Source organism: Stenotrophomonas sp. YJH_SMC_43 (assembly GCF_059372535.1).
In genome coordinates, this window is sequence record NZ_JCAFVQ010000002.1 from 781991 (window position 1) to 805487 (window position 23497).

At 62.8% G+C, this 23497-nt stretch carries 22 protein-coding genes and 1 tRNA gene; 22 read left to right on the forward strand and 1 reads right to left on the reverse strand.

Annotation, left to right across the window (positions count from 1 at the left end):
• The first annotated feature begins 1 nt into the window (after position 1).
• The 18 genes from AC5QAH_RS10080 (at position 2) to AC5QAH_RS10165 (ending at position 19077) form a co-directional block, all read left to right on the forward strand.
• A complete protein-coding gene (locus tag AC5QAH_RS10080; protein WP_495232309.1) occupies positions 2–433 on the forward strand; it encodes a terminase small subunit-like protein in 432 nt (143 codons plus the stop codon).
• Positions 402–1928 carry a terminase large subunit gene (locus AC5QAH_RS10085; protein WP_495232310.1) on the forward strand — a complete coding sequence of 509 codons (1527 nt, stop codon included), beginning with the start codon at positions 402–404 and terminating at the stop codon, positions 1926–1928. Before AC5QAH_RS10080 ends, AC5QAH_RS10085 begins: the two co-directional genes overlap by 32 nt.
• Entirely contained in the window at positions 1928–3964 is a 2037-nt protein-coding gene (locus tag AC5QAH_RS10090; protein WP_495232311.1) for a portal protein, read from the forward strand. Before AC5QAH_RS10085 ends, AC5QAH_RS10090 begins: the two co-directional genes overlap by 1 nt.
• 51 nt (positions 3965–4015) lie before the next feature.
• Entirely contained in the window at positions 4016–4921 is a 906-nt protein-coding gene (locus AC5QAH_RS10095) for a hypothetical protein (protein ID WP_495232312.1), read from the forward strand.
• A gap of 12 nt (positions 4922–4933) precedes the next feature.
• Complete coding sequence (locus tag AC5QAH_RS10100; RefSeq protein ID WP_495232313.1) at positions 4934–6124, forward strand: P22 phage major capsid protein family protein; 1191 nt, start codon at positions 4934–4936, stop codon at positions 6122–6124.
• Between the two features lie 12 nt (positions 6125–6136).
• A complete protein-coding gene (locus AC5QAH_RS10105) occupies positions 6137–6340 on the forward strand; it encodes a hypothetical protein (protein ID WP_478416219.1) in 204 nt (67 codons plus the stop codon).
• 65 nt (positions 6341–6405) lie between these two features.
• The gene (locus tag AC5QAH_RS10110) at positions 6406–6813 is read left to right on the forward strand and encodes a packaged DNA stabilization gp4 family protein (RefSeq protein ID WP_495232314.1); all 408 of its coding nucleotides are present in this window, start codon (positions 6406–6408) and stop codon (positions 6811–6813) included.
• On the forward strand, positions 6813–9173 hold the full coding sequence (locus AC5QAH_RS10115) for a packaged DNA stabilization protein (protein ID WP_495232315.1): 2361 nt from the start codon (positions 6813–6815) through the stop codon (positions 9171–9173). The genes AC5QAH_RS10110 and AC5QAH_RS10115 overlap by 1 nt, the downstream gene beginning before the upstream one ends.
• Before the next feature lies 1 nt (position 9174).
• Positions 9175–9402, forward strand: coding sequence for a hypothetical protein (locus tag AC5QAH_RS10120; protein WP_495232316.1), 228 nt, complete (start codon positions 9175–9177; stop codon positions 9400–9402).
• Positions 9402–9959, forward strand: coding sequence for a GNAT family N-acetyltransferase (locus AC5QAH_RS10125; RefSeq protein WP_495232317.1), 558 nt, complete (start codon positions 9402–9404; stop codon positions 9957–9959). Before AC5QAH_RS10120 ends, AC5QAH_RS10125 begins: the two co-directional genes overlap by 1 nt.
• Before the next feature lies 1 nt (position 9960).
• Complete coding sequence (locus AC5QAH_RS10130) at positions 9961–10818, forward strand: hypothetical protein (protein ID WP_495232318.1); 858 nt, start codon at positions 9961–9963, stop codon at positions 10816–10818.
• A gap of 1 nt (position 10819) precedes the next feature.
• Complete coding sequence (locus AC5QAH_RS10135; protein ID WP_495232319.1) at positions 10820–12226, forward strand: hypothetical protein; 1407 nt, start codon at positions 10820–10822, stop codon at positions 12224–12226.
• The gene (locus AC5QAH_RS10140) at positions 12226–14301 is read left to right on the forward strand and encodes a hypothetical protein (RefSeq protein ID WP_495232320.1); all 2076 of its coding nucleotides are present in this window, start codon (positions 12226–12228) and stop codon (positions 14299–14301) included. Before AC5QAH_RS10135 ends, AC5QAH_RS10140 begins: the two co-directional genes overlap by 1 nt.
• A 685-nt stretch (positions 14302–14986) precedes the next feature.
• Positions 14987–15778 carry a hypothetical protein gene (locus tag AC5QAH_RS10145; protein WP_313470870.1) on the forward strand — a complete coding sequence of 264 codons (792 nt, stop codon included), beginning with the start codon at positions 14987–14989 and terminating at the stop codon, positions 15776–15778.
• Complete coding sequence (locus AC5QAH_RS10150; protein WP_495232321.1) at positions 15778–16947, forward strand: hypothetical protein; 1170 nt, start codon at positions 15778–15780, stop codon at positions 16945–16947. The genes AC5QAH_RS10145 and AC5QAH_RS10150 overlap by 1 nt, the downstream gene beginning before the upstream one ends.
• Positions 16947–17687, forward strand: a complete 741-nt coding sequence (locus AC5QAH_RS10155) for a hypothetical protein (RefSeq protein ID WP_495232322.1) — start codon at positions 16947–16949, stop codon at positions 17685–17687. Before AC5QAH_RS10150 ends, AC5QAH_RS10155 begins: the two co-directional genes overlap by 1 nt.
• 8 nt (positions 17688–17695) lie before the next feature.
• Positions 17696–18736, forward strand: a complete 1041-nt coding sequence (locus AC5QAH_RS10160) for a tail fiber domain-containing protein (RefSeq protein ID WP_495232323.1) — start codon at positions 17696–17698, stop codon at positions 18734–18736.
• 98 nt (positions 18737–18834) lie between these two features.
• Positions 18835–19077 (forward strand): hypothetical protein, encoded by a 243-nt coding sequence (locus AC5QAH_RS10165; protein ID WP_495232324.1) that lies wholly within the window; start codon positions 18835–18837, stop codon positions 19075–19077.
• Between the two features lie 62 nt (positions 19078–19139).
• On the opposite strand, the gene AC5QAH_RS10170 is transcribed toward AC5QAH_RS10165, so the two are convergent.
• Positions 19140–19226, reverse strand: a tRNA-Leu gene (locus AC5QAH_RS10170).
• A 132-nt stretch (positions 19227–19358) separates the two neighbouring features.
• Here AC5QAH_RS10170 and AC5QAH_RS10175 point away from each other — a divergent pair.
• The 4 genes from AC5QAH_RS10175 (at position 19359) to AC5QAH_RS10190 (ending at position 23468) form a co-directional block, all read left to right on the forward strand.
• Complete coding sequence (locus AC5QAH_RS10175; protein WP_010486035.1) at positions 19359–19793, forward strand: BLUF domain-containing protein; 435 nt, start codon at positions 19359–19361, stop codon at positions 19791–19793.
• Positions 19794–19935: 142 nt separating this feature from the next.
• On the forward strand, positions 19936–21222 hold the full coding sequence (locus AC5QAH_RS10180) for a nucleotide sugar dehydrogenase (protein ID WP_053442792.1): 1287 nt from the start codon (positions 19936–19938) through the stop codon (positions 21220–21222).
• 55 nt (positions 21223–21277) lie between these two features.
• Complete coding sequence (locus AC5QAH_RS10185) at positions 21278–22900, forward strand: FMN-binding glutamate synthase family protein (RefSeq protein ID WP_010486030.1); 1623 nt, start codon at positions 21278–21280, stop codon at positions 22898–22900.
• A 106-nt stretch (positions 22901–23006) separates the two neighbouring features.
• Positions 23007–23468, forward strand: a complete 462-nt coding sequence (locus AC5QAH_RS10190; protein WP_049482982.1) for a GNAT family N-acetyltransferase — start codon at positions 23007–23009, stop codon at positions 23466–23468.
• Positions 23469–23497 lie beyond the last annotated feature (29 nt).

A 23497-nucleotide genomic window follows, 5' to 3' on the forward strand; every position in this document is an offset into this window, starting at 1 on the left:
CATGGCACGTCCTACTGACTACAACGACCAGATCGCTGACGTGATCTGCGAACGGATAGCGGACGGCGATTCGTTGCGGGCCATCTGCGCCTGTGAGGGTATGCCAAGTAAGGCAACCGTATTCAGGTGGCTGGGCAAGCACAAGGAGTTCCAAGACCAATACGCACGTGCGAGGGATGAGCAGGCCGAATCCTTCGCCGACGAGCTGGTTGCGATCTCGGATGAGCAGGAAACCGTGGTGAAGGATGCCGAGGGCGGGACGACCATGGTGGTGTATGACTCCACGGCGGTTGCTCGCAATCGGCTGCGGGTCGATACCCGCAAGTGGGTAGCAAGCAAGCTGAAGCCCAAGAAGTACGGCGACCGACTAGACAGCACAGTCACTAACGTGACGATGACCCATGAACAGTGGCTCGCCTCGCTTGAAGACTGAGGAGGTTGAGGCGCGGCGCCGGCTGCGGGACGAACTGGAGTTCTATTCCAAGAACTGCATGTTCATCCGCAGCAAGTCGGGCGCCGTCCAGGCACTGCGGTTCAATAGGGCTCAGGCCTACATCCATGAGCGGCTGGAGGAGCAGAAGGCCGCTACCGGGAAGGTTAGGGCGCTGATCCTGAAGGGCCGTCAGCAGGGTTGTTCGACATACGTTTCAGCCAGGTATTACCACGCATCCTCATGGAGGAGGGGGGTTAGGACCTTCATCCTGACGCACGAGGACGCGGCTACTCAGAACCTGTTTGAGATGGTGAACAGGTATCACGAGAACTGTCCTGAGTTCGTTCGCCCCAGCACCGGGGCGGCGAACGCCAAGGAGCTGTTGTTCGATGGCCTGGACAGCGGCTACAAGGTCGGCACGGCTGGCACCAAGGGCGTAGGCCGCTCCAGCACGATCCAGTTGTTCCATGGGTCTGAGGTGGCGTTCTGGAAGAACGCAGAGACCCATGCTGCTGGCGTTCTGCAGGCGGTGCCAAACGAGGACGGGACCGAGGTCATCCTTGAGTCCACGGCCAACGGCATTGGCAACTTCTTCCACCAGAACTGGCAGGCAGCTGAGCGCGGCGAAGGCGATTTCGTCGCGATCTTCGTGCCTTGGTACTGGCAGGAGGAATATCGCCGCACTGTGCCAGTAGGGTTTGAGCTGGACGAGGACGAGCGCGCCTATGCCCAGTTGTATGGCCTGGACATGGAGCAGATGGCGTGGCGCCGGAACAAGATTTCCGAGCTGAAGGACGCCGCGCTGTTCAAGCAGGAATACCCGGCTACAGCAGCTGAGGCCTTCCAGATGTCCGGCCACGACAGCTACATCAAGCCAGCATTGGTGGCCCAGGCGCGTAAGACCGTCAAGGACCCAGCCGGGCCGCTGGTGATCGGCCTGGATCCGGCGCGCTTCGGCGACGACAGCACAGCGATGATCAGGCGACGAGGTGGTAAGGCGTTCGGCCTGGAGCGCCGGGCCAAATGGGACACGATGGCAGTTGCTGGCTGGGCCAAGAAGGTCATTGATGAAGAAGCCCCGGCAAGAATGTTCATCGACGTTGGTGGTATTGGCGCAGGCGTCTACGACCGATTAAAGGAGATGGGCTACGGAAAGGTGGTCGTAGCCGTCAACTTCGGTTCGGCTCCGCAAGAGCCGCCAAAGGAAGGCGGCGGCCCTGCCAACCGTCGCGCCGAGATGTGGATGCGGTCGAAGGAATGGCTGGAAGAGATCGCAGGGGTGGAAATCCCCGACGACGACGCGCTGCAGGCCGATGCCTGTGGGCCTGGGTATCGATACGACAGCCATTCACGGCTGATCCTTGAATCAAAAGAGCATATGCGCGAACGAGGCATCAGCAGTCCCGATGGTTGGGACGCGTTGGCGCTGACGTTCGCTGAGCCTGTTGCAGTGGCTGCACCTATCCGTCTCAACTTCGCATCGGAATTCGCCTAATGGCTGAGTACAAGAACACGCCAGAAGATCCGAAGTTCGCGACGGAGCGTTCGGGTGTGGACAAGGAGGCACTCCACAAGGAGATGCTGTCAAGGCACCAGTACGCCCGCGACTACTGGCGCAACCAGTACCGGCTGGCCGAGCAGGACATGGAGTTCGCCTTCATGCCTGACACGCAGTGGGACGAGTGGATGGCGCAGACCCGTGCCGGTCGCCCCATGTACACAGTCAACAAGCTGCGTCAGGCCATGAAGCAGATCACCAACGACCAGCGCCAGAACCGGCCGCAGGCAAAGGTAAGGGCAGTCGAGGATAGCGATGCTGACCTCGCGGAGATCCGCCAGGGTCTGATCCGCAACATCGACCAGACCAGCGAGGCCGACCGGGCACGGGACACCGCCTTCCAGTTCGCGGTAGGTGGCGGCTATGGCGTGTGGCGCGTCAACTACGGCTACGAGGACGACGGCGGTTTTGACATGGTCATCCGCAAGGAGGAGATCGCCAACCCGTACACGGTGGTGTTCGACCCTGCGGCCAAGTCAAAGGATCGGCGAGATGCTCGCTTTGCCTTCGTGGACAGCACTTGGGCGCGCTCGGCATTTAGGGCGAAGTGGCCTGATGCCCAGCTGGTTTCGGTCGATGACTGTGGCGAGACGCACCGCGACTGGTTCCAAGAGGAAGAGGTGACCGTCTCGGAATACTGGTACAAGACCAGCGAGACATACACCCTAGTTCTGATGTCCAACGGCGCCTCCTACGACGAGGCTGAAATCGCCGACGTGCTGGACGAGATGGCTCAGGCAGGAATCACGGTCCAGCGCAGCCGCAAGGCAACCCGCGAGAAGGTCTGGCAGTGCATCGTGTCCGGCGCGGAGATCCTTGAAGGCCCGAACGAATGGGCCGGCAGGTTCATCCCGCTGGTCCCGGTCTGGGGCGAAATCCTCAACCTGGGCGGAAAGGAAACGTTCTTCGGAGCCGTGCGCTTCGGCAAGGACGCCCAGCGGATGTACAACTACGAGCGTTCGACCTTCATTGAGGTGCTTTCCGACCAGCCCTATAGCCCGTTCATGGCTCCTGCAGAGTCTTTGGCGGGTTATGAGGGGCAGTGGAACAGCCTCAAGACCAAGCGGCCGCCTGTGCTGCTGTACAAGTCCAACCCGGAGCTGCCGAACGCTGGCAAGCCGTCCCGTGAGCCCACTGCGCAGTTCCCTGCGGCGTTGGCCCAGGCCGCAGCCATCAGCAGTGACGATATCAAGGCTGCGACCGGCATTTACGATGCGAGCCTTGGTGCCAGGTCCAACGAGACGAGCGGCCGGGCAATTCTCGCTCGCCAGCGTGAGGGCGATGTAGCCAACTTCGATTACATCGACAACCTGTCGTACGCAATGAAGTACGACTTTGAGATCACGAACGACCTGATCACCAAGATTTACGACACCGAGCGCCAGATCCGAATCATTGGTGAAGACGGCGCAGAGAAGGTGATCCGCGTGAATCAAGCGGTGGTGGATCAGCAGACTGGCCGCGAGGTCACGCTGAATGACCTTTCGCAAGGTCGGTACGACATCGCTGTAACCATTGGGCCGAGCTACACGACCCAGCGCATGGAAGCTGCCGAAGCGATGATGCAGCTGGCGAACGATCCAAGTCCGCTGGGCATGGTTGCCAAGTACGGGTTCATCAAGTCGCTGGATATGCCAGGGCTAGAGGACGTGCGCAAGGCCGCGCGCCGCATCGTGGTGCAAGCCGGTCTGCTTGAGCCTGAAGAGGGCGAAGATGGGCCGCAGCAACAGCAACAGCCGAGCCCTGAGCAGATGGCACAGGCTCAGAAGATGCAGGCTGACGCCAAGAAGTCTGAGGCACAGTCGGTCAGCTACATGGCGTCTGCCGAGAAGGACGCCGCTCAGGCCGAGTCCATTCGGCTGGACAACCTATCGAAGGAGCAAGAGGCACAGCTGCAGGAGCTGTTCCGAACGTTCCTCACAACTCAGATCGGAATGCAGGGGGCCCAGATGGGCCCCTTCTCATTTCAGTGATCCAAAACCGTACCGGTGAGGTTCACCGGGCCAATATCGCCAGAGGCGCACATGAGTGACGAAGTGACCAAGCCGGGTCCGGTGGACAACAGCCACCTGGACGCGGGCATTGCCGCGCGAGCCGAGAAAGCCGAAGCACAGAAGCCAGTGGAGAAGGAACCCGCTGAGCAGACGGCAGAGGTGCAAACCGGCGAGCAGAACGAACCCGAAGGATCGGCAGCTTCGGAAACGGATGATGCGGCCGCCCAAAAGCCCAAGAACAAGGGCGTGGGGAAGCGCATCGATGAGCTGACGCGTGAGAAGTACGACGCGCAGCGGGAGCGTGACTACTGGCGCGAACAGGCGATCCGCAATCAGCGGCAGCCTGAGCACCGCCAGGAACAGGCAAGCCAGCAGCACGAAGCCTCCGACAAACCGACCATGGAACAGCATGGTTTTGATGTCGCCGCCTATACCGAGGCCTTGTACGAATGGCACAAGCAGCAGGATGCCAAGAGCGCGCAGAAGGCCAAGGAGGCTGAAAGCGAGCAGGAGCGCGCCAAGAGGTATCAGGACAGCGTGCAGGCCTTTGCCGAAACGCATCCGGACTTCTACGAAGTGTTCCACGGCGGTCTGCCGGTATCGGAATCGATGGCCGAAGCCATTACCGAAACTGACAACCCCGCTGCCATTGCCTACTACCTGGGACAGAACCCGGAGGAGGCCGCACGCATTGCGGCTATGAGCCCTACGGGAGCCAGCCGAGCCATCGGGCGCATCGAGGCAAAGCTGGAATCCCAGGCCGCACCCGCCGCCGTTGATACGGCGCGCCAGCCCGAAACCAAAACCGTGACCAAAGCCCCGCCCCCGGTGACTACGCTCTCCGGCGCTCCGCCTGTTGTGAAGGATCTGGCAGAAATGTCCATGGCCGACTACGACGCGCAGCGCAGGAAAGAGCGCAAGGCCCGAGGGCTCTAAGGAGACCTTCCCATGGCAAATCAATTCCTCAATACCCAGCTCATCACCCGAGAAATCCTCTCGGTCCTGCGTCAGAAGCTGACCTTCCTGCGCAAGATCAACATGGAGTACAAGGGTGAGTTCGCCGTTACTGGCGCCAAGATCGGTGACACCGTAAACATCCGTGTCCCGACCCATGCCAAGATCCGCAGCGGTCGCATCATGGATGCGTCCAATATGGTGGACAAGACTGTCCCGCTGACCATCTCCGATCAGACCGGCGTCGATCTGGTGTGGAACAGCTCGGACATGGCCCTGAAGATCGATGACTTCAGCGCCCGATACCTGGACCAGCCCATCGCCGACCTGGCTTCGCGCATTGAGCAGACCGTTCTGCAGCGCGCCCTGCCGTTCGCGGCCAACTTCGTGCCGAACGCCGATGGCAAGCTGGACTTCGTAGAAGCCCTGCGCGCCAATAAGGTGCTGACCGACAACCTCGCTCCGACTCGCCGATTCCTGGTCACCAACACCAGCGGAACCGTGCAGGTGGTCGACCAGCTGAAGGGCTTCTTCAACGCCCAGGATCGTCTGGCCGAGCAGTACGAAGACGGTCTGATGGCTCGTGCGGCTGGCTTCGACTGGTTCGAAACCACCAACATGCCTGCACAGGCCTACGGCACATCGGCCATCCCGGGCACCTATCAGGTCAACGGCGCCAATCAGACTGGCAGCTCCATCGCGGTCAACACCGGCACCGGCACCCTGGTTGCTGGTCAGCATGTCACCTTCGCGGGTGTGTTCGCGGTCAACCCGGCCACCAAGGTTTCGACTGGCGTCCTGCAGACCTTCGTTGTCACCGCCAACTACGCTGGCGGCGCTGGCAACCTGCAGATCTCCCCGGCCATCGTCACCAGCGGCCCGGAGCAGAACGTCACCGCTTCCCCGGCTGCTTCCGCTGCCGTTGCTGTCCTGGGTGCAACCGCTCAGACCGGCGTCAACTTGGGCTTTGCTCGCGACTTCCTCACCTTCGCAACGGTCGACCTGCCGCTGCCGGAGAATAAGGAAGCCAGCCGTATGCAGTTCGACGGCCTGAGCCTGCGCATGATCCGCGACTACGACACCGTCAACGATCAGTTCCTGAATCGCGTCGACATCCTGTGGGGTTCGGCCGTTCTGCGCCCCGAGTTCGGCGTGGTCATCCCGAACGACCCGACCAACTTCTAAGGAGAAGACACGATGGCACTTCCGTCCGACACCATCGCCGCAGCGGCGACCGAAACCCCCGATGGCACCTTGGTTGGCCGAAACGCCGACTCCAAGGTTGGCTTCTTCGGCGCCACTCCGGCTGCGCAGCCCGCTGCACTGAGCCTGGCAACTGTGACCGCTGCGCAGCTGGCTACCGCGCTGGCTGCTATGGGCATCGTTAAGACCACCGCATAAGCGGGGAATCGTTGTCAGTGATCAGGGGCGTCCTTCGGGGCGCCCCTTCTTTTTGAGGGATTGCCATGTCGAAGGTTTCCGAAATCGTTTCTGGAGCCCTGGGGTTACTGCGTGTTCTCGACGCAACCGAAGCCCCTGAGGCCGAGGACATGGAGACCGGCATCTTCACCCTCAACCAAATGATGATCCGCTGGGAAGCCAACGGCTACTCGGTGGGCTGGTCTCCGGTCTCCAACCCAGCCGACGAGATGCCGAATGTGCCTGAGGCCGACGAGGCCATCATGTACAACCTTGCCGTCAAGCTTCGCCCGCGCTACGGCGTGAGCATTGACCCGGATGTATTTGAAGAGGCTCGGCGGCTGAAGTCTGACGTGCTGGCTGACGTGTTCGCGTCCAGCCCGATGGAGATGGAGCGAGGCATCCCGGGCTTCCGGTGCCGCTACAACATCCGCAGCGACGGGCATCGCTGGTAATGCGCGCCCAGCCCATCGCCATGGTTGGCGGTTTCTACACCGACGACAGCCTGCCGTGGTCGTGCCAGGACACGGTGAACTGGTTGCCGACTCGTGCTGAGGTTGAGGGTACGCGCACGCCGTGGAAGCTGGAGACGTGCCCGGGACTTCGGGAGAGCCTGTGGCTGGGTGCGAGTTCCGCGCCTATCCGTGGCATGCACGACCTTGAGGGGCAGCTGTACTTCGTCTCTGGGCAGACGCTGTATCGCAAGCGGGTTGATGGCGGTGTTGATGCGCTTGGCCTGATCCCTGGCGTCAGCCGCGTGCAGATGACGCACAACCAGTTCAAGACCGGCTACCAACTGCTGGTCGAGAACGGGCAGGGCGGTGGTGGTTACGTCTACAGCACGGTGGACAACACCTTCACCAAGATCACGGACGAGGGCTATCCGGGTTCGATCTCCTCGGACTACCTCGACTCCTACATGCTCGGCGTCGAGCCGCTGGGCCGGTACTGGTTCCACTCCAATCTGGCAGATGCAACGGACTACAACACCCTTGATCGGTACGAGGCGGAGGCATCGCCCGACAAGATCGTAGGCCTTGCGGTCAGTCAGTTTGAGGTTGTCGTCTTCGGTCAGCGGACCGTTGAATTCTTCTTCAACTCTGGCGGCCAGACGGGCACCTTCCAGAACCGGCGCCAGTCCATCACCCGTGGTTGCGCGTCGCGCCACACCATCCAGAAGCTGGACAACAGCCTGTTCTGGCTGGGTGACGACGGGATCGTATACCGCCTTGACGGCTATGCCGCGCGCCGGATCTCGACGCAGCCGCTGGAGAAAGCCATTGCGGGCTACAACTGGTCCGAGGCCATCTCCTACGTGTGGGAGGATCGCGGCTACAAGGTCTACTACCTGACCTTCCCAGGCGGCCTGACCTTCGGCTACGACGTGGTCACCGGCCTGTGGACCCGCCGCCAGTCCTTTGGCATGGACCGCTGGCGCCTGAGCCACATCGTGAAGTCTGACAACACGTGGTACGGCGGCGACTTCCAGACGGGCCGCATCTGGGTCATTGAGTGGGACTACTACCTTGAGGGGCAGTCTCCGATGATCCGGCGCCACGTGACTGGCGTCCTGCACGACAATCAAAGCCAGCTGATCATCCCCAACGCGGAGCTGATCTTTGGCACCGGCACGCTGCCGACTGTTCCGCAAGCGCCTCTTGGCCCTGCGCCTCAGTACCCTGGCGCTCCGACGTTGTCTGGCACGCTCGCCGACGCTTGCGCAGGCCCGACCTACACCGCGACGCTGACGGCCACTGGCGGCTCCACTCCGGTGACCATCCGCAAGTCTGCTGGGCCTGTCACGCTGACCATCAGCCCGACCGGCGCCCTGAGCTGGCCCAGTCCGGAGGTTGGGACCTTCACAGTTTCCGCTCAGGCCCGCGACGCCGTGGGCCGCATCGCCAACTTCCAAGCTCAGTTCACAATCAAGCCGCTGACGTGGAACTTCACCACGTGGCTGCCGGGCGGCGCGTATGTGTCCCCACTAGGCGCTGGCAAAGTGATTTGGTCCACGTACTGGAACCAATTCATCTCATGCACTGGCCCGGGTAGAAAGATAAGCACTGATGGAATCAATTGGCCGCAGTCCGGTTCCACAGATTTCCTAGGAGTCGCAGAGAACCCCATCACTGGACGGTTGGCACTTACTACTAGCACCTCGGGGATATACACGTCTGACGATGGCGGAGTCACTGTCACCCAGAGAACCCCGTCCACAGTAGATTCTGGCTCCATGAGGTTCACTCAAGGGCAGTTCCTTGGGAACTCTGGTTCGCGGATGATGGCCGGAGGCGCAGATGGTCTCACATGGACAACGGGCCCCATTGCCCCGGTGAGTATTGACGCGTGGGAGTTCATAGAACACCTGGGACTCTACTTCTTTGTGAATGGCTTCAATGGCAATACAGCGACCTCAACCGCGCCACTTGGGCCATATACAACCACGTCGACCATCCCAGGCTGGGCTGGGAACACTCTCGTCACGATCCTCTATTCCAAGCGCCTGCGACGGACTTTTATCGCCACATCAGGGCTGATCCGAGAGCGGCTGGACGATGGGACCTATGTGAATCGCCTTGTAGCAAGTGGACAGACCTTCTCGTCAATCATCGACATCCCCGAGATGGGTGCGCTGATTGCCGTGGGTCAAGGCGCCACGAACAGCACTGCCGTGAGCGTCGATGGTGGCACGACGTGGACTCGTTACAACGGCCTGAATTCGTTCCGCCTCTTGGCATGGTCACCGCCGCTCGCACGGCTGGTCGCTATCGGCCAGAACGTCGCCAGCTACGCCAACGCAACCTGCGTGCTCTGACATGGCCGATACCGATCACATCCTGAAGCTGCGGTACAGCACCGACCGGGGCCGGAACTGGTCGAACTGGAAGGAGCGTTCGCTGGGCGCTACCGGTGAGTATGAGGTTCGTCAGCGCTACATGCGGATTGGCCGCAAGCGTAACTGGATCTTTGAGTTCACCACTTCCTCTGCCCGCAAGACCGACGTACTCGGCGCGGTGCTGACCCCGGAACAGACGGACGACTGATGAAAATCGCAACCGATCCATGCTTCCTGCAGGAAGTCATGGATCACCCCGCCGTGCGTCCGTGGATTGCCCCGGACGGCGTGGATGGGCCGTTGCCGCTGTCTGCGATCTTCGATCAGGGGATCGGCATCGAGTTTGAGGGCGGCGGGTTCTTCTTCCACCGGTTGGGTGACGGAGTGGTGGAAGTGCACACGATGTTCCTTCCGCACTCCAAGGGAGTTGCGGGGTTTTGCGCACAGGCCGCTGAGTACCTGTTCTGCGGCACCGAGGTGACCAAGATCGTCACGAAGGTGCCGGTGGACAACATCCCGGCCATGCGGCTGACCGAGCGCGTCGGGTTCCGCCTGGACTACGTGGCCGAGAAGGCCTTTCGGCGCGGCGGTGTGGCCCACGACGTGAAGCACTACAGCTGGGACATCGACCTATGGGTGCGCGGTACAGACGGCCCTGTGTGGGCGTTCAAGCGCTGCTTCGAGCTGGACAACAAGAACAAAGGGCTGCGGCTGGCGTATCGCTGGGCCGTGACAAACGACGACTACTCGGTATTGGAGAGCTGATATGCCTGCTGCAGGTGCAATTGTAGGAGCGGCCGGAAGCCTGATCGGCGGGAAGATGCAGTCCGACGCGGCTGGCCGGGCTGGCGACGCGGCGTCGAACGCCTCTCAGGACGCGATCCGGGCGCAACTGGCGATGTACAGCCAGAGCCGCGCGGACACACTGCCGTATCAGGTGACTGGCAATGGCGCGCTCAATGTTCTAGCTGGGTGGTATGGGCTTCCGACCTATTCGGCGCCCATCTCCAGCGGGATCCAGATCAGCAACCCTGAGCCAGCCAAGAAGAAGAAGCGCAGCTTCTTCGACAAGGTGACCGATCCGGCCAACCTCGCCGGGCAGTTCGGCGGCACCAGCTACGACCCGTTGGGGTTCTTCAGTAGCGGCAGCACCGGCAGTGGCGGCGGGCTCCAGTTCTCGACCGGTGGTGGAACGGGCAATGCTCTGGCCGGTGGTGGTGTGTTGAACCCCGGCAGCGGCACCCCTGATTTCAGCTCCTACTATCAGACGCCTGACTTCCTCGTTGCCCGAGACGAAGGAATCAACGCGCTGGACCGTGGTGCAGCGGCCCGTGGCGGCCTGTACTCAGGTGGCGCCGACGCTGACCGGATGACCTTCGCTTCCAACCTCGGCTCCAAGGCCTTCGGGAACGCTGCCAACAACCTTTTCCGACTTGCTGGTCTCGGCAGTCAGGCCAACAGCGAGTTGAACAGCCTCGGCCAGAACACTGGCGCTCAGGTAGGCAACCAGCTCGCCAACGCAGGCAATGCCCGCGCATCGGCCTACCTCAACCAGGGTCAGGCCTGGAACAACGCGCTCAGCAACATCGGCGGCTTCGCCGGTAACTACTTCGGGAACCGCTGATATGGCAGATTTCTTCGACAGCTACAGCCGTGGCTTTGCGCTGGGCCAGCAGCAGAAGCAGGACCGCCAGAACCGCAACATGCTGGCCGAGCTGCAGCAGATCGGGCCGCAGGTCATTGCGGGCGACCTTGCTGCGACAGACCGCGCCTTTGCGCTCGACCCGCAGCGCGCACAGGCGTTCCAAGCCGAGGGTAACCGCCAGCAGCAGCAGTTGTTCGGCCTTGCCAAGTCGTTGAAGCAGTCGGCTGCAAACCCGCAGATGCAGGCTGGCATCTATCGCTCGGCGGTTCCGTTCCTCAAGCGCAGCTTCGGCACCCAGATCCCGGACGAATTCGACGCTGCCTCGGTCATGCCGATTGTCGATCAGGTGCTGGCGGTGGCTGAGAACGCTCCCAGCATGGGCGTCGGCGGCAATGTGCAGTCGACCTACATCGACGGCAACGGCAACCGAGTCGCCATCATGCGTGACGGCTCGCAGCGTGTGCTTGGGCCGAACAACGCATCGATCCGGATCATGGAACAGGAGGGCGCTCTACCCTACGGCGTGGTCACCTCTGGCGGCCGTCCTGGCGCTGTGGTGGACATTGGCGGCGGCCAAGCGCCGATGCAGGGTGCTACCGGCCAGTTCGCCATTGACCCGAGCCTTCCGCCCGAAGTGCAGCAGCAGATCCGCGCCGCTGAGGCTGCGGGGCAACAGGTCCCGTCCAACATGGTTCTGCCGCCGCGTTCCGGTCCGGTTCGCGTCCCGACAGCAGCGGAAAAGGCGGGGTCTAGCGAGGTTGCGCGCTTGGAGGCTCAGCAGCGGTTTCTGCCCGACGAGCTCGCAATGCGCACACAGGCAGCTATCCAGCAGGCTGGTGGTTCGGCTCAGGCCAAGGGCGAGGCTGAGGCGCGACTTGAGGCGATTCAGGGCCTGCCCCGGGTGATGCAGGAATCCACCAACGCCATCAACCTGATCGATAAGGCGCTCAGCCATCCAGGCCTTGCAACTGCGGTCGGCGCATCTGGCCGCACCGATCCAAGGAATTACATCCCTGGCACAGATGCCACTGATTTCCGCGTCCTGCTGGATCAGATCAAGGGTGGTACGTTCCTGCAGGCATTCCAGAGCCTAAAGGGCGGCGGCGCCATCACTGAAGTGGAAGGCACCAAGGCTGAGCAGGCAATCGCCCGGCTCAATCGCGATCAAAGCGAGGCCGCGTTCCGGCAGTCCCTGCAGGACCTTCGCGACGTGGCTCAGGCAGCGATCACTCGTGCGCAGACCAAGGCGCAGGCTGCTGGTGGTGCTCCAGCTCAGATGCAGCCGCAGGTTGCCCCGCGCCAGATCCAGTCCGCAGCTGAGTACAACGCACTCCCGAGCGGCGCCCTGTTCATTGCCCCGGACGGCACCCAGCGGAGGAAGCGCTAATGGCAAACCCCTGGGACAACGATCCAATCGTTGAGGCCCCGGCTGCGCCTCAGATGCAGGCGCAGGGCAACCCGTGGGACGCCGACCCCATAGTGGCTGATGACGGCCAGGGCTTTGACCAAGCTCCGCTCAACCTCGAGATCGTTGGCGGGAAGCGCGCACCTGACGGCTGGGAGTATGGTCCAGTGCGTGACCTTGCCTATGGCGCTCGCTCGGTGCTGCAGGGCGCGGGAGGCTTGCTCGGCGCCGTAGGTGGCGACGCGTTCAACACCTACATCGGCAACCCCATCGCCCGCACTCTCGGAATGCAGGAGGCACGTCCTTACCGGGAGGAAGCCTCAGCACTGGCTGACCGTCTTGGTCTGCCGCAGGCTCAGACCTCCGGTGACCGCGTGCTTGGCGATGTGGGCGAGGCGCTGACAGGCACCGGCCTGACGCTCGGCATCGGCGGCGGCATCAATGCCCTGGCGAACGTTGGACGCGGTGCAGCGGCTCCGGCAGCCAATCAGCTGGCGAGCTTCCTTACCGCGCAGCCTGCCATGCAGGCGGTGTCTGCTGCTGGCGGTGCTGGTGCATCGTCGCTGGCCCGCGAGTCTGGTGCATCGCAGGGCAACCAGCTGCTGGCCGGTCTGGCTGGCAGCCTCGGCCCGGGCGCACTGGCAGCAGGAACGGGCGCGGCATTGCGCGGGGCTGTACGTGGCGGTTCGGGTGAGCAGATGCGCAACACGCTGGCCGACTTTGAGCGGTTGGGCGCTACTCCCTCCGTTGGGCAGGCATCGGGGAATCGCATGGTTCAGGGTGTCGAAAACCTGTTGGCTGGCGGTCCGACCAGTGCGGGGGTGATGAACCGGTTTGCCACGCGCCAGGGCGAAGACATCGGCGAAGGCCTGGGCAGGCTGGCCGACAACCTGACGCCGCGCGCCAGTGCTGAGCGGGCAGGGCGTGCCATCGAGCGTGGCGCCGAGACGTTCGCCAAGAACGTCAATGCCCAGAAGCGGGCGCTCTACTGGCAGGCCGACAGGTTCATCCCTGAGTCGACTCCGGTTGGGCTGAGCAACACCATGCAGACGGTTCAGAAGCTGACTACTCCTATGCCTGGCGCCGTGGAAACTACCGGATCGCTCATCAACCCGCGCATCGCAGCCCTGCAGCAGAACCTTGCTGCTGACCTACAGGCGGGTGGCGGGCAGATCCCGTACTCGGCGCTCAAGCGCATCCGGACCGACATTGGCGAGCAGATCAGCGACTTCTCGCTGTCGCCGGAGACCCCAACTCGCGAGCTCAAGCAGCTCTATGCCGCCCTGTCGCGGGATATGGAAGCTGCGGCGCAGTCCCAAGGTCCGCAGGCCGTAGCAGCAGCCAAACGCGCCAATAACTACACCCGGGCTGCGGCTGACCGTCTGGAGCAGGTCCAGCGCGTCATCGACAAGAACGGAGGTGGTGAGGCGATCTACAACGCCGCGATGTCGGGCACCCGTGACGGCGGCACGACGCTGCGGGCTGTGATGCAGTCGCTTCCGCAGGACGGCCAGAAGGCGGTGACCAGCGCAGTAATCAAGCGCATGGGGCTGGCGAATCCTGGCGCTCAGGATGCAACCGGAGAGGCGTTCAGTGCCGCTACTTTCCTGACCAACTGGAACCGGGTCAGTCCGGAGGCCAAGCGCGCCTTGTTTGACCGCTACGGAAAGGATTTCAGCCGTGACGTGGATCGGATCGCCCGGGTAGCAGACAACGTCAAGAGTGGTTCGCAGGTGTTCGCCAATCCGTCAGGCACCGCGAACCGAGCGGCTGCGATGACCTATGGCGCTGCGCTGGTTGGCAGCTTGTTCACTGGCGGAACGGCGCCTCTCGCGCTGAGCGGCGTTGGCGCAAATGCGGTGGCCCGGATTTTGACCAACCCAAGCGCCGTGAAGTGGATGGCCCGGACTACCACGCTGCCGAGAGGGGCGATCCCTGGGGCGCTGAACGCTATGCGAGTCGCTGGGCAGGAATCAGGAGACGATTCCCTAGTTGAACTTGCCAGCGTACTTGAGCAACGAGAACAAGAAGTATCCGACCCCACCAAGAATCAGTAGCGGAAGCACTACAAGGCCAACAACTAGCCAAGGCTCACGCCAGTTTGAGGCAACCTCGGCTTCATGGCTCTTCTGCATCCAATCCTTCGGCTGTCCGCCGACATTGGAGAGGTCGAACTTTTCCTTACTCATGGCCCGGGCCTGTGGATATCTGGCCCGAATCCTACCACCCATCTGGCTGGGGTGCAGGGAGGGGCTATTTCGGGGCGAACCAGAGTAGGGAGCGGCCAGCAGGGCTGAATCAGTACCCGTACAACATGGAAGCCGATCCAGATCGGAACGTAGTAAGAGAGGACCCTGCTGATTCAGTACCCATAGAGAACAGAGGGCCAGAAAACCTGGTCCATACTGGAGAGTGACCCTCTCAGACGGCGAAGGGCCACCAGTTGCGAGCTGGTGACCCTTCATTGATCCACACGTGTCTGCACCACGGAGGACTATGAGCAATCGTACACCCAAAACCCATGTTGGAGTTAAAGGAAACATGACGGCGAAAGGCGCTGATCGTGTGGGCCTCGTCCTGGCCTTCACGGCAATGCTAGCCGTGGCCCTTTCTGGGGCTGCCCTGATCGTGTGGTCAGCCTCCTAGCCAGCGGCTAACAACCTGAACACCCGAAGCCCCGCCTTGAGCGGGTTTTTTATGCCCGGAGCCCGCCAATCGCGGGCTTTTTCTTTGGGAGATCCCATGAGCGGACGCTTTTACGACCCGAATCCGGTCTACTTCGACCTGCTGAGCAACCAGCCGGTGGCCGGTGGGTTCCTGCAGTTCTACGACCAAGGCACAACCAACCCGCGCATGACGTGGTCGAATCAGGCCTTGACGATCCCAAACACCAACCCCGTGCCGCTGGACAGCTCGGGCCGGGCAAACGTCAACATCTGGCTGTCTGGGTCCTATTCCGTCCGGCTGACCGATAGCCTTGGCGCCGTGATCTGGACCCGGGACGTCAATGATGGATCTGCGGGAAATAACGTCTTCCCGACACTGGAGGCTGGGAAGTTCCTAACCAATGACGGATCTGTGGTCCTGTGGGCCGACCTGATCCAGCTTCCGGACCCCACCGGCTCGGACGGCAAGATGGTCGTCGCTAGTGGTGGTGGGTATGTCCTACAAGCTCAGCCGGTAGCGCCAACGTCGCCGGTAGTGGTGACAGACAACTCGGTCAAGATCACCGGAACCAGCTCGGTAGTCCTGGATCAGTGGGGCGTGCAGACGATGCCTGCGAGCAATGCGCAGAGCGCCACCATGTCGTTCAACTTCCCGGTGGCATATACGAATGTACCGGTGATCCAGGTTCTGATCCAGAAAGCGGGCCCCATCGTTACCGAAGGCTATACCGGCGTCATCAAGGCTACGCCATCGGTGAATGGGGCAACTGTCGATTGGAATACCGGGGTTGACGATATCCGGACTGGTCTTCGCCTCACCTCCCCATTTGAGTTCTCCTGGCGTGCCATCGGCAAGGTGACCAGCTGATGCCAACACCAGCCGAGCAGCCGCGCTTCGATCAACCGGTTGTTGACCAAGGGGGTAGGGTCACGCAGGCATGGGCCAACTACTTCCTGCGGATGGCCTCTGCGCAGTCAAGCGATGACCTACGCGCGCTGTATGAAGCCCTAGCTGCACGGGTGGCTGAGCTGGAGGACGGACAATCCCTCAACTTCTCCATCTTCGGCGCCAACTCGGTCAATGTGGATGGTCTAGTGCAGCCAGGCGGGATAGTTCTGATCTCTCTGCTTGGCGACGAAGACGCCCCCGGCAACACGATGTATTACGGCACCGGGCCGACTGGCTCAAAGGGCTGGTTTTCCGTCTCCGATTCGATCTCTGTAGCTTCTGGCGAGCTGTCAAAATCCGTTGGCACCGATGGCGTCACCACGCTGGGGCTGGCCGACGTAGCCGACTCTGGCGCTGGCACACTGCTGGCGATCACCCGGGACGGAAAGGGCCGGGTCACTGGCACCAAAGCCGCCACGATCACCGGCACCGCCCAGCAGATCGACGTGGCGAACGGGAATGCGGCGGCGGGGCTGCCGACCATCTCGCTATCGAACCTGCCCGATTCCGGTGTTGGTGCGTCGCTGGTAAAGATCACTCGCGATGCTAAGGGCAGGGTGTCCGGAACCCAGACGGCCACTACCGACGATCTACCGCCCGGCACGATCAACAAGTACTTCCCCGAGGCGCCGAACGACGGGTGGCCCTATGCCCGGCAGAGTCTGGCGTGGGCGCCACTGGATGGCCCGAACAGCCCCTATGTGCTGCTGCGCTGGTCGATCCTGACTGACCAGCTTGGCAACCCGCTGACGGACCAGCAGGGCAGGCCGCTGTACGCCAATTCGGCGCAGATCCCCTACCAGTGGCTGTCGGGCGTCCCGGCCAATCTGACCGGCGTTGCTGGTCTGTCGGGGCAGGGCTACGCGTTTCGGTCCAGTGGTGGGGCGTGGTCGCTGCAGACGCTCGCCAGCCTACAGACCCTCCCTGCAATGACGCTGGCAGCTGCCAACGCGCTCACTGGCGTCAACGACTTCCAGCTTGTGGCGATCACCGATCTAACTGGTGGCCGTGAGCCGTGCTGGTACGACTCGACAGTCGCCAGCGGCACTAAGTGGCGCCGCTTCTCGGATAGGAGCATCGCGAACTAATGGCCCTCGATCCTTCAATTTCCATCATCCGTGGGCTGCAGGCCTCGGTGGCTCTGGACGGCCTGACGGTCAGTGTCAGCCCGGGCGTCTGTTACATCCCTGGCACTGGACGCATCACCAGCGATGGCACGGCCAGCATTACCCTTTCTGGGCTGACGCCGAACACGTTCTATCACCTGTACGGGTATGGGGTTGGTGGCTCACTGGCGTTGGAGGCCAGCACTGTTGCGCCAGATACGCCGTACCTCGGCACGGCCCGCTGCAAGACTGGCGACACCACGCGGCGCTACCTGATCTCGGGTCGGACCAACGCCAGCGGCATCCTGCGCCCCGGCAAGCACACGCGGCCTGCAGAGATGGGTAACCGGGTGATGCTCGATGCCGCCAGCGCTGCTGGATCCGTCCCCGTGACGCTGCTGTCAGGTTTGGTGGCAACGACGCCGCAGACCATCGATCTGTCAGCAGTGCTGCCGATCACCGCCAACCGGGCCATCGTACAGGCGCTGAACCCAACCAATTTCAGCCTGTACTTCTCGCGCTCGGACGTTGGCGCGCCGTCGGCAACCAATTTCCAGTACGCCGCAGTCCCCGGGTCGTCTCCGGTGCTGGACGTGACCTTGAACGCCTCTCGCCAGTTCACGGTCCTGCTGGACAACTCCCTCCCGCTCATCGGGCCGATTCTCGGCCTGATCACCGGCTCAGCGTCGCTGATGCTCATCGGTTACGACTTCGATCGCTAGGAATCCCCATGCCTAAGTACGCAGACCCCTCCGTATACCCGGTTGGCACCCCGGCAGCCACCGACAACGTGATGACCCGGACCGCTGCAGGTGCCGATGGCAACTTCGCCCTCGGCAACCTTGCTGGTATCGCCGGACTTGCCGCCGCTGCTGACCTGTCGCTGTACTACAACGGCACCGCATGGGCGACGTATACCGTCACCTCCGTAGGGCGAACCCTGCTTGCCGCCACCACTCAGGCGGCGCAGAGGACGGCGATTCAAGCTGTGGGAACTGTCGGTGACGAATCTATCGCAGGCATCAAGACGCTCACAGGAACAAACCCTATCCGTGGTTTAGCAGCATCGACTGGTTTTTGGTTTGAATCTACCGCTGGGCAGTATGGATTTCTGGTTAGCACCGATGGCAACCGCTTAAACTTCAATGCCCGCAATTCTGGGTTCGGCTCGCAGTTTGCGCGCGTTCTACAGATCAACGTTGACAGTCAACAAATCTCTACTCCGTATCGTCTGCAGCCTGACACCGACAACACCCAAAGCATCGGCTCAGCATCTGCTAGATGGGCGAATCTGTATGTCTTCAATCCCCCCATCACGGGGTCCGACGCCCGCCTAAAGACCGAGCCGCGCCAGCTGTTTGATGCTGAGCGCAAGGCCGGTTCGAAGCTGGCCCGGCTTCCGGCCATCTGGGAGTGGCTGACCGGGGACCGGCTACATGCTGGCCCGACTGTTCAGGCAGCTATCGCAGTGATGGAGGCACATGGGTTGGACCCGCTCGCCTACTCGTTCATCTGTTACGACGAGTGGGAGGCGGAGCCGGAGCAATGGCATGAGTGGGAGGCGGAGGTAGATCAGGAAACTGGCGAGGTCACCCGTGAGGCAGGTCGCGAGCTGATCCAGCTTGCCCGCGAAGCTGGCGACCGCTACAGCTTCCGCAAGGAAGAGCTGCTGTGCTTCATGGTCTCGGCGCTGGCGACTGAGAACGACCTGCAGGCGGCCAAGGTCGAGGCGCTCGACGCCCGGCTGGCGGCCCTAGAAGCCAAGGCCTGATCGCAGCCCCTGAGACGGAGAGGCGTATCCTCCCTGGGATGGAACTACCGTCCGGATTCACGTGGCAGAAGGCCTCAACGTACACCCAGGCTCCGGACATGATCTGTCTGGACTTCATCTGCGTGGCCCGGATCCAGCAGAGGGTGGACGACCTTCGGTGGCAGGCGTTCCTAGACTTCCATCTGGACTACCGGCGGCACATTGTCAGGCCCTGCCAGAACCAGTGGACGGGCCGCGCCGGGATGGAACAGTGGGTGATCCGGCATCAGGACAGGCTGCGGCAGGAAGTCGCAGCTATCCTTGCGGCGAAGGAGGCAGGGAAGATCAAGCCTGCAGAGTGACCGCTGCACAAAAACTGCACAGCGGTGTTTTTCGCTGGATGGCTGGATGGCCCTGAAAGCCTTGGTGCCCGGAGCCGGAATCGAACCGGCATGGGGTTGCCCCCGGCGGATTTTAAGTCCGATGCGTCTACCAGTTTCGCCATCCGGGCCTGCAGCGCGGCGCCGATTGTAGCCCACCTGCGGTGCCGCGACCGGATTGCATCACGGCGGCGGCGTGCTTAACTGTCGATCGCATTCATGTCATAGTCTTTGCCATCGTTCCCAGGGGGGGGAGCCACCTGATGTCGCTGCACGCGATTGCCTATGCCAGTGAGGCCCGCGCCGATCTGCAGACAACCGATCTTGACCGCCTGCTGGCCGACGCCACGGCATTCAATCGTGTAGCCGGTGTCACCGGTGTCCTGATGTTCGACGGAGCACGCTTCCTGCAGTATCTCGAGGGCCCGGAGGACGGCATCGATTCGGTGTTCCAGCGCATTCTCAACGCGCGCAGCCACGTGCAGCTGAAAGTGCTGTGCCGTGCACCCGTGGTGCAGCGCGCATTTCCGCGCTGGTCGATGGGCACGCGGCGGATCGAGCCGGAGCTGCTGGCGCAGATTGTCGATGCCGCGTGGCCCGGCTTCCTGCTTGGCAGTGGTGGATTCGAGCGCCTGCTGCAGGCCTGGACCGGCGCCGACGGTGAACTGGAACCGGCCGCGGTGGCGTTGGGGTCCTGAGCCCGCCTTGGCGGCAGGGCGCCGGGGCCGGTAGGCTGTAGCCTTTCTGGCGCAGGTTTTCCGGAGTGGTGCAGCAGATGAGTGTGTTGGCCGAAGCCATGGCAGCGTATGTGCGATCGCATCCGTTGCACGGGATGTGCCGATGAGTGCGCCGGTTGCGGCGGCCAGCGCCCCCCGGTTTGCCGTGATCGGCCTGGGTTATGTCGGCCTGCCTTTGGCGGTGGCGTTTGGCCGGCAGTGGCCGACGTTGGGCTTCGATATCGATGCCGGTCGCATCGCCGAACTGCGCAGCGGCCAGGACCACACGCTGGAAATGGAAGCCGACGAGCTGGCCAGTGCGCATCTGCTGCAGTTCGGCAGTGATCCGGCATTGCTTGATGCCTGCAATGTCTACATCGTCACCGTGCCGACCCCGATCGATGCATACGAGCAGCCCGACCTGGAGCCCCTGCGTTCGGCGACACGACTGATTGCCAGTCATCTTCGCGCCGGCGATCTGGTGATCTACGAGTCCACGGTGTACCCCGGCACCACCGAGGAAGTGTGCGTGCCGCTGCTGGAGCAGGGGTCGGGCCTGCGCTTCAACGAAGACTTCTATTGCGGCTACAGCCCGGAACGGGTCAGTCCCGGCGACCGCCAGCGGCGCCTGGCCGACATCCGCAAGATCACGTCCGGCTCGACACCGGAAGTCGCTGCGGTGATTGATGGTCTGTACCAGCGCATCATCGCCGCCGGTACGTTCCCGGCACCTTCGATGCGCGTGGCTGAGGCGGCCAAGGTGGTCGAGAACATCCAGCGCGACGTCAACATTGCGCTGGTCAACGAGCTGGCCCTGATATTCGATCGGCTCGGCATCGATACCCAGGACGTGCTCGACGCCGCCGGCAGCAAGTGGAATTTCCTGCCGTTCCGGCCGGGGCTGGTCGGCGGTCACTGCATCGGCGTCGATCCGTATTACCTGCTGCACAAGTCCGAGAGCGTGGGCTACCACCCGGACCTGATCCACACCGCACGGCAGGTCAACAACCGCGTCGGCGAGCATGTGGCGGCGCGGGTGCTGGCGATGCTGGCCGAGCGTGGCCGTGTGCCGGCGGACGCACGCATCCTGGTGCTGGGCGTGACCTTCAAGGAGGATTGCCCGGACCTGCGCAACAGCCGCGCGCTGGAACTGGCGCAACGGCTGCGCGATGCCGGCGCGCAGGTAGAGGTCAGCGACCCGTGGGTCGGCCCGGCGGCATTGACCGGCGAGGGCCTGGATTGGCTGGCCGAGCCCGGGGCAGGGCGCTATGACGCAGTGGTGCTGGCGGTGGCCCACGCCCGTTTCAAGGCGATGGATGAATCCGCAATCCGGGGGCTGTTGGCGCCGGGTGGCCTGGTCTACGACGTGAAATCGGCCTGGCCGCGCAACGTGGTTGACGATCGCTTGTAAGCCCGGGCAGTGAACGGCGCGGTAGACTCGGGGGCAGTTGCAACCGAGGAAAGCCATGCACCGGTATATCGTCTACCTGCTCGCCATCCTGATGTTTCCGATATGCCTGTGGCTGGCCACGATCTGGCCGGCCTGGTATTGGGGCGTCGGCCTGACTGCCGCGATGGTGGCGCTGGGGACCTGGGATCTGCTGCAGAAGCGCAGCACGCTGCGCCGCAACTATCCGGTGATGGCGCACTTCCGCTACGGGCTGGAATCGATCGGCCCGGAGATCCGCCAGTACTTCGTGCAGAGCGACCTGGAAGACGTGCCGTTCTCGCGCCAGCAGCGGGCACTGATCTACCAGCGCGCCAAGAACGAGATGGACACGGTGCCGTTCGGCACCCTGCGCAGCACCTATGCGGTGGACTACGAGTGGATCAATCATTCACTGGCACCGACCGCCATCGCCAAGCATGACTTCCGCGTGTTGATCGGCCCGAAGTGTGCCAAGCCCTATTCGGCCAGCGTGTTCAACATCTCAGCGATGAGCTTCGGTTCACTGTCGGCCAATGCCATCCGCGCGCTGAACGAAGGCGCGCGCCAGGGCGGCTTCTATCACGACACCGGCGAGGGTTCGATCTCGCCCTACCACCGCGAGATGGGCGGTGACCTGGTATGGGAGATCGGCTCGGGCTACTTCGGTTGCCGTGACGAGAAGGGCGGTTTCAGCGAGGAGCGCTTCGTTGCCAATGCCACCCATGACCAGGTCAAGATGATCGAGATCAAGCTGTCGCAGGGCGCCAAGCCGGGCCACGGTGGCGTGCTGCCGGCGCCGAAGGTGACCGCCGAGATCTCGGTGACGCGTGGCGTGCCGATGGGGGTGGACTGTGTGTCGCCGTCGCGTCACTCGGCGTTCTCGACGCCGGTCGAGCTGCTGCAGTTCGTCGCCCGCCTGCGCGAGTTGTCCGGTGGCAAGCCGGTCGGCTTCAAGCTGGCCATCGGCCACCCGTGGGAGTGGTTCGGCATTGCCAAGGCGATGCAGGAAACCGGGTTGCTGCCGGATTTCATTGTGGTCGACGGCGCCGAGGGCGGCACCGGTGCGGCACCGGCCGAATTTGTCGACCATGTCGGCGTGCCGATGCACGAGGCGCTGCTGCTGGTGCACAACACCCTGGTCGGCCTCGATCTGCGCGATCGCATCCGCATCGGTGCGGCTGGCAAGATCACCAGTGCGTTCGACATCGCGCGGACCATCGCGCTGGGAGCCGACTGGTGCAATGCCGGCCGAGGCTTCATGTTCGCGCTGGGCTGCATCCAGTCGCTGAGCTGCCATACCGACAAGTGCCCGACCGGCATCGCGACCCAGGATCCCGCACGCTGGAAGCATCTGGATGCACCTGACAAGGCCACTCGTGTGTACAGCTACCACGAGCACACGCTGCATGCCTTGAAGGAACTGCTGTGTGCCGCGGGCCTGAACGACCCGGCTGAACTTGGGCCGGAGCACATCCTACGTCGTGTTTCGCCGGTGGAGATCCGTTCGCTGGCCTCGCTGTACCGTTACCTGGAACCGGGCGAGCTGCTGCACAAGGTGCCCGACCATGCGGTGTTCCATGCGTTCTGGGCCGATGCACGCAGCGATTCCTTCCAGCCGCCGCCGAAGATCCAGGCACTGCGTGCCAGCAAGTCGCGATAACGTGATGTTGTAGAGCCGAGCCCATGCTCGGCTGATCTTCGTTCCAACATCGCGATGCGTGATCGAGAAGCAGCCGAGCATAGGCTCGGCTCTACAAGGAGATGTCATGCAGTTCAGGACCGGCACCATGGATGACGTGGCCATGCTGTGGGCGCTGCGCACGCGTTGCGTGCGCGAGACCTGCAGCAGCCATTACCCACCCGAGGTTATCGCGCCCTGGTCTGCCTCGCCGCCACCGTCGCAGTACGCGCGGCTGTTGTCGCAGGGTGGCTGCGTGGTGGCCGAGGACGAGCAGGGCAGTCTGCTCGGCTTCGGCGTGTTTGATGCCGATGCCAATGAAGTCGACGCGTTGTTCGTCGATCCGGATCGTGGCGGCAAGGGCATCGGCCAGGCGCTGATGCAGCGCCTGCTGGCGATGGCCGATCCTGAGCGTGAGGTGGTGCTGTCGGCCTCGCTCAATGCCGTGCCGTTCTATCAGCGGCAGGGGTTCATCAGCGTGCGCGAAGAGGCCTACCCGCATCCCAGCGGCGTGGCGCTGGCTTCGGTGAGCATGCGCCGGCCGTGGTGAGTGCTCGTTTTCTGCGTTCTGTAGAGCCG

Excerpts from the sequence above, each read along its gene's own strand:
- AC5QAH_RS10110 (WP_495232314.1), top strand. The coding sequence starts at position 6,406 with ATGTCGAAGGTTTCCGAAATCGTTTCTGGAGCCCTGGGGTTACTGCGT.
- AC5QAH_RS10180 (WP_053442792.1), top strand. The coding sequence starts at position 19,936 with ATGAGTGCGCCGGTTGCGGCGGCCAGCGCCCCCCGGTTTGCCGTGATC.
- AC5QAH_RS10150 (WP_495232321.1), top strand. The coding sequence starts at position 15,778 with ATGCCAACACCAGCCGAGCAGCCGCGCTTCGATCAACCGGTTGTTGAC.
- AC5QAH_RS10165 (WP_495232324.1), top strand. The coding sequence starts at position 18,835 with ATGATCTGTCTGGACTTCATCTGCGTGGCCCGGATCCAGCAGAGGGTG.
- AC5QAH_RS10145 (WP_313470870.1), top strand. The coding sequence starts at position 14,987 with ATGAGCGGACGCTTTTACGACCCGAATCCGGTCTACTTCGACCTGCTG.
- AC5QAH_RS10120 (WP_495232316.1), top strand. The coding sequence starts at position 9,175 with ATGGCCGATACCGATCACATCCTGAAGCTGCGGTACAGCACCGACCGG.
- AC5QAH_RS10185 (WP_010486030.1), top strand. The coding sequence starts at position 21,278 with ATGCACCGGTATATCGTCTACCTGCTCGCCATCCTGATGTTTCCGATA.
- AC5QAH_RS10175 (WP_010486035.1), top strand. The coding sequence starts at position 19,359 with ATGTCGCTGCACGCGATTGCCTATGCCAGTGAGGCCCGCGCCGATCTG.
- AC5QAH_RS10160 (WP_495232323.1), top strand. The coding sequence starts at position 17,696 with ATGCCTAAGTACGCAGACCCCTCCGTATACCCGGTTGGCACCCCGGCA.
- AC5QAH_RS10085 (WP_495232310.1), top strand. The coding sequence starts at position 402 with ATGAACAGTGGCTCGCCTCGCTTGAAGACTGAGGAGGTTGAGGCGCGG.
- AC5QAH_RS10105 (WP_478416219.1), top strand. The coding sequence starts at position 6,137 with ATGGCACTTCCGTCCGACACCATCGCCGCAGCGGCGACCGAAACCCCC.
- AC5QAH_RS10095 (WP_495232312.1), top strand. The coding sequence starts at position 4,016 with ATGAGTGACGAAGTGACCAAGCCGGGTCCGGTGGACAACAGCCACCTG.
- AC5QAH_RS10100 (WP_495232313.1), top strand. The coding sequence starts at position 4,934 with ATGGCAAATCAATTCCTCAATACCCAGCTCATCACCCGAGAAATCCTC.
- AC5QAH_RS10135 (WP_495232319.1), top strand. The coding sequence starts at position 10,820 with ATGGCAGATTTCTTCGACAGCTACAGCCGTGGCTTTGCGCTGGGCCAG.
- AC5QAH_RS10190 (WP_049482982.1), top strand. The coding sequence starts at position 23,007 with ATGCAGTTCAGGACCGGCACCATGGATGACGTGGCCATGCTGTGGGCG.
- AC5QAH_RS10115 (WP_495232315.1), top strand. The coding sequence starts at position 6,813 with ATGCGCGCCCAGCCCATCGCCATGGTTGGCGGTTTCTACACCGACGAC.
- AC5QAH_RS10130 (WP_495232318.1), top strand. The coding sequence starts at position 9,961 with ATGCCTGCTGCAGGTGCAATTGTAGGAGCGGCCGGAAGCCTGATCGGC.
- AC5QAH_RS10125 (WP_495232317.1), top strand. The coding sequence starts at position 9,402 with ATGAAAATCGCAACCGATCCATGCTTCCTGCAGGAAGTCATGGATCAC.
- AC5QAH_RS10080 (WP_495232309.1), top strand. The coding sequence starts at position 2 with ATGGCACGTCCTACTGACTACAACGACCAGATCGCTGACGTGATCTGC.
- AC5QAH_RS10140 (WP_495232320.1), top strand. The coding sequence starts at position 12,226 with ATGGCAAACCCCTGGGACAACGATCCAATCGTTGAGGCCCCGGCTGCG.
- AC5QAH_RS10155 (WP_495232322.1), top strand. The coding sequence starts at position 16,947 with ATGGCCCTCGATCCTTCAATTTCCATCATCCGTGGGCTGCAGGCCTCG.
- AC5QAH_RS10090 (WP_495232311.1), top strand. The coding sequence starts at position 1,928 with ATGGCTGAGTACAAGAACACGCCAGAAGATCCGAAGTTCGCGACGGAG.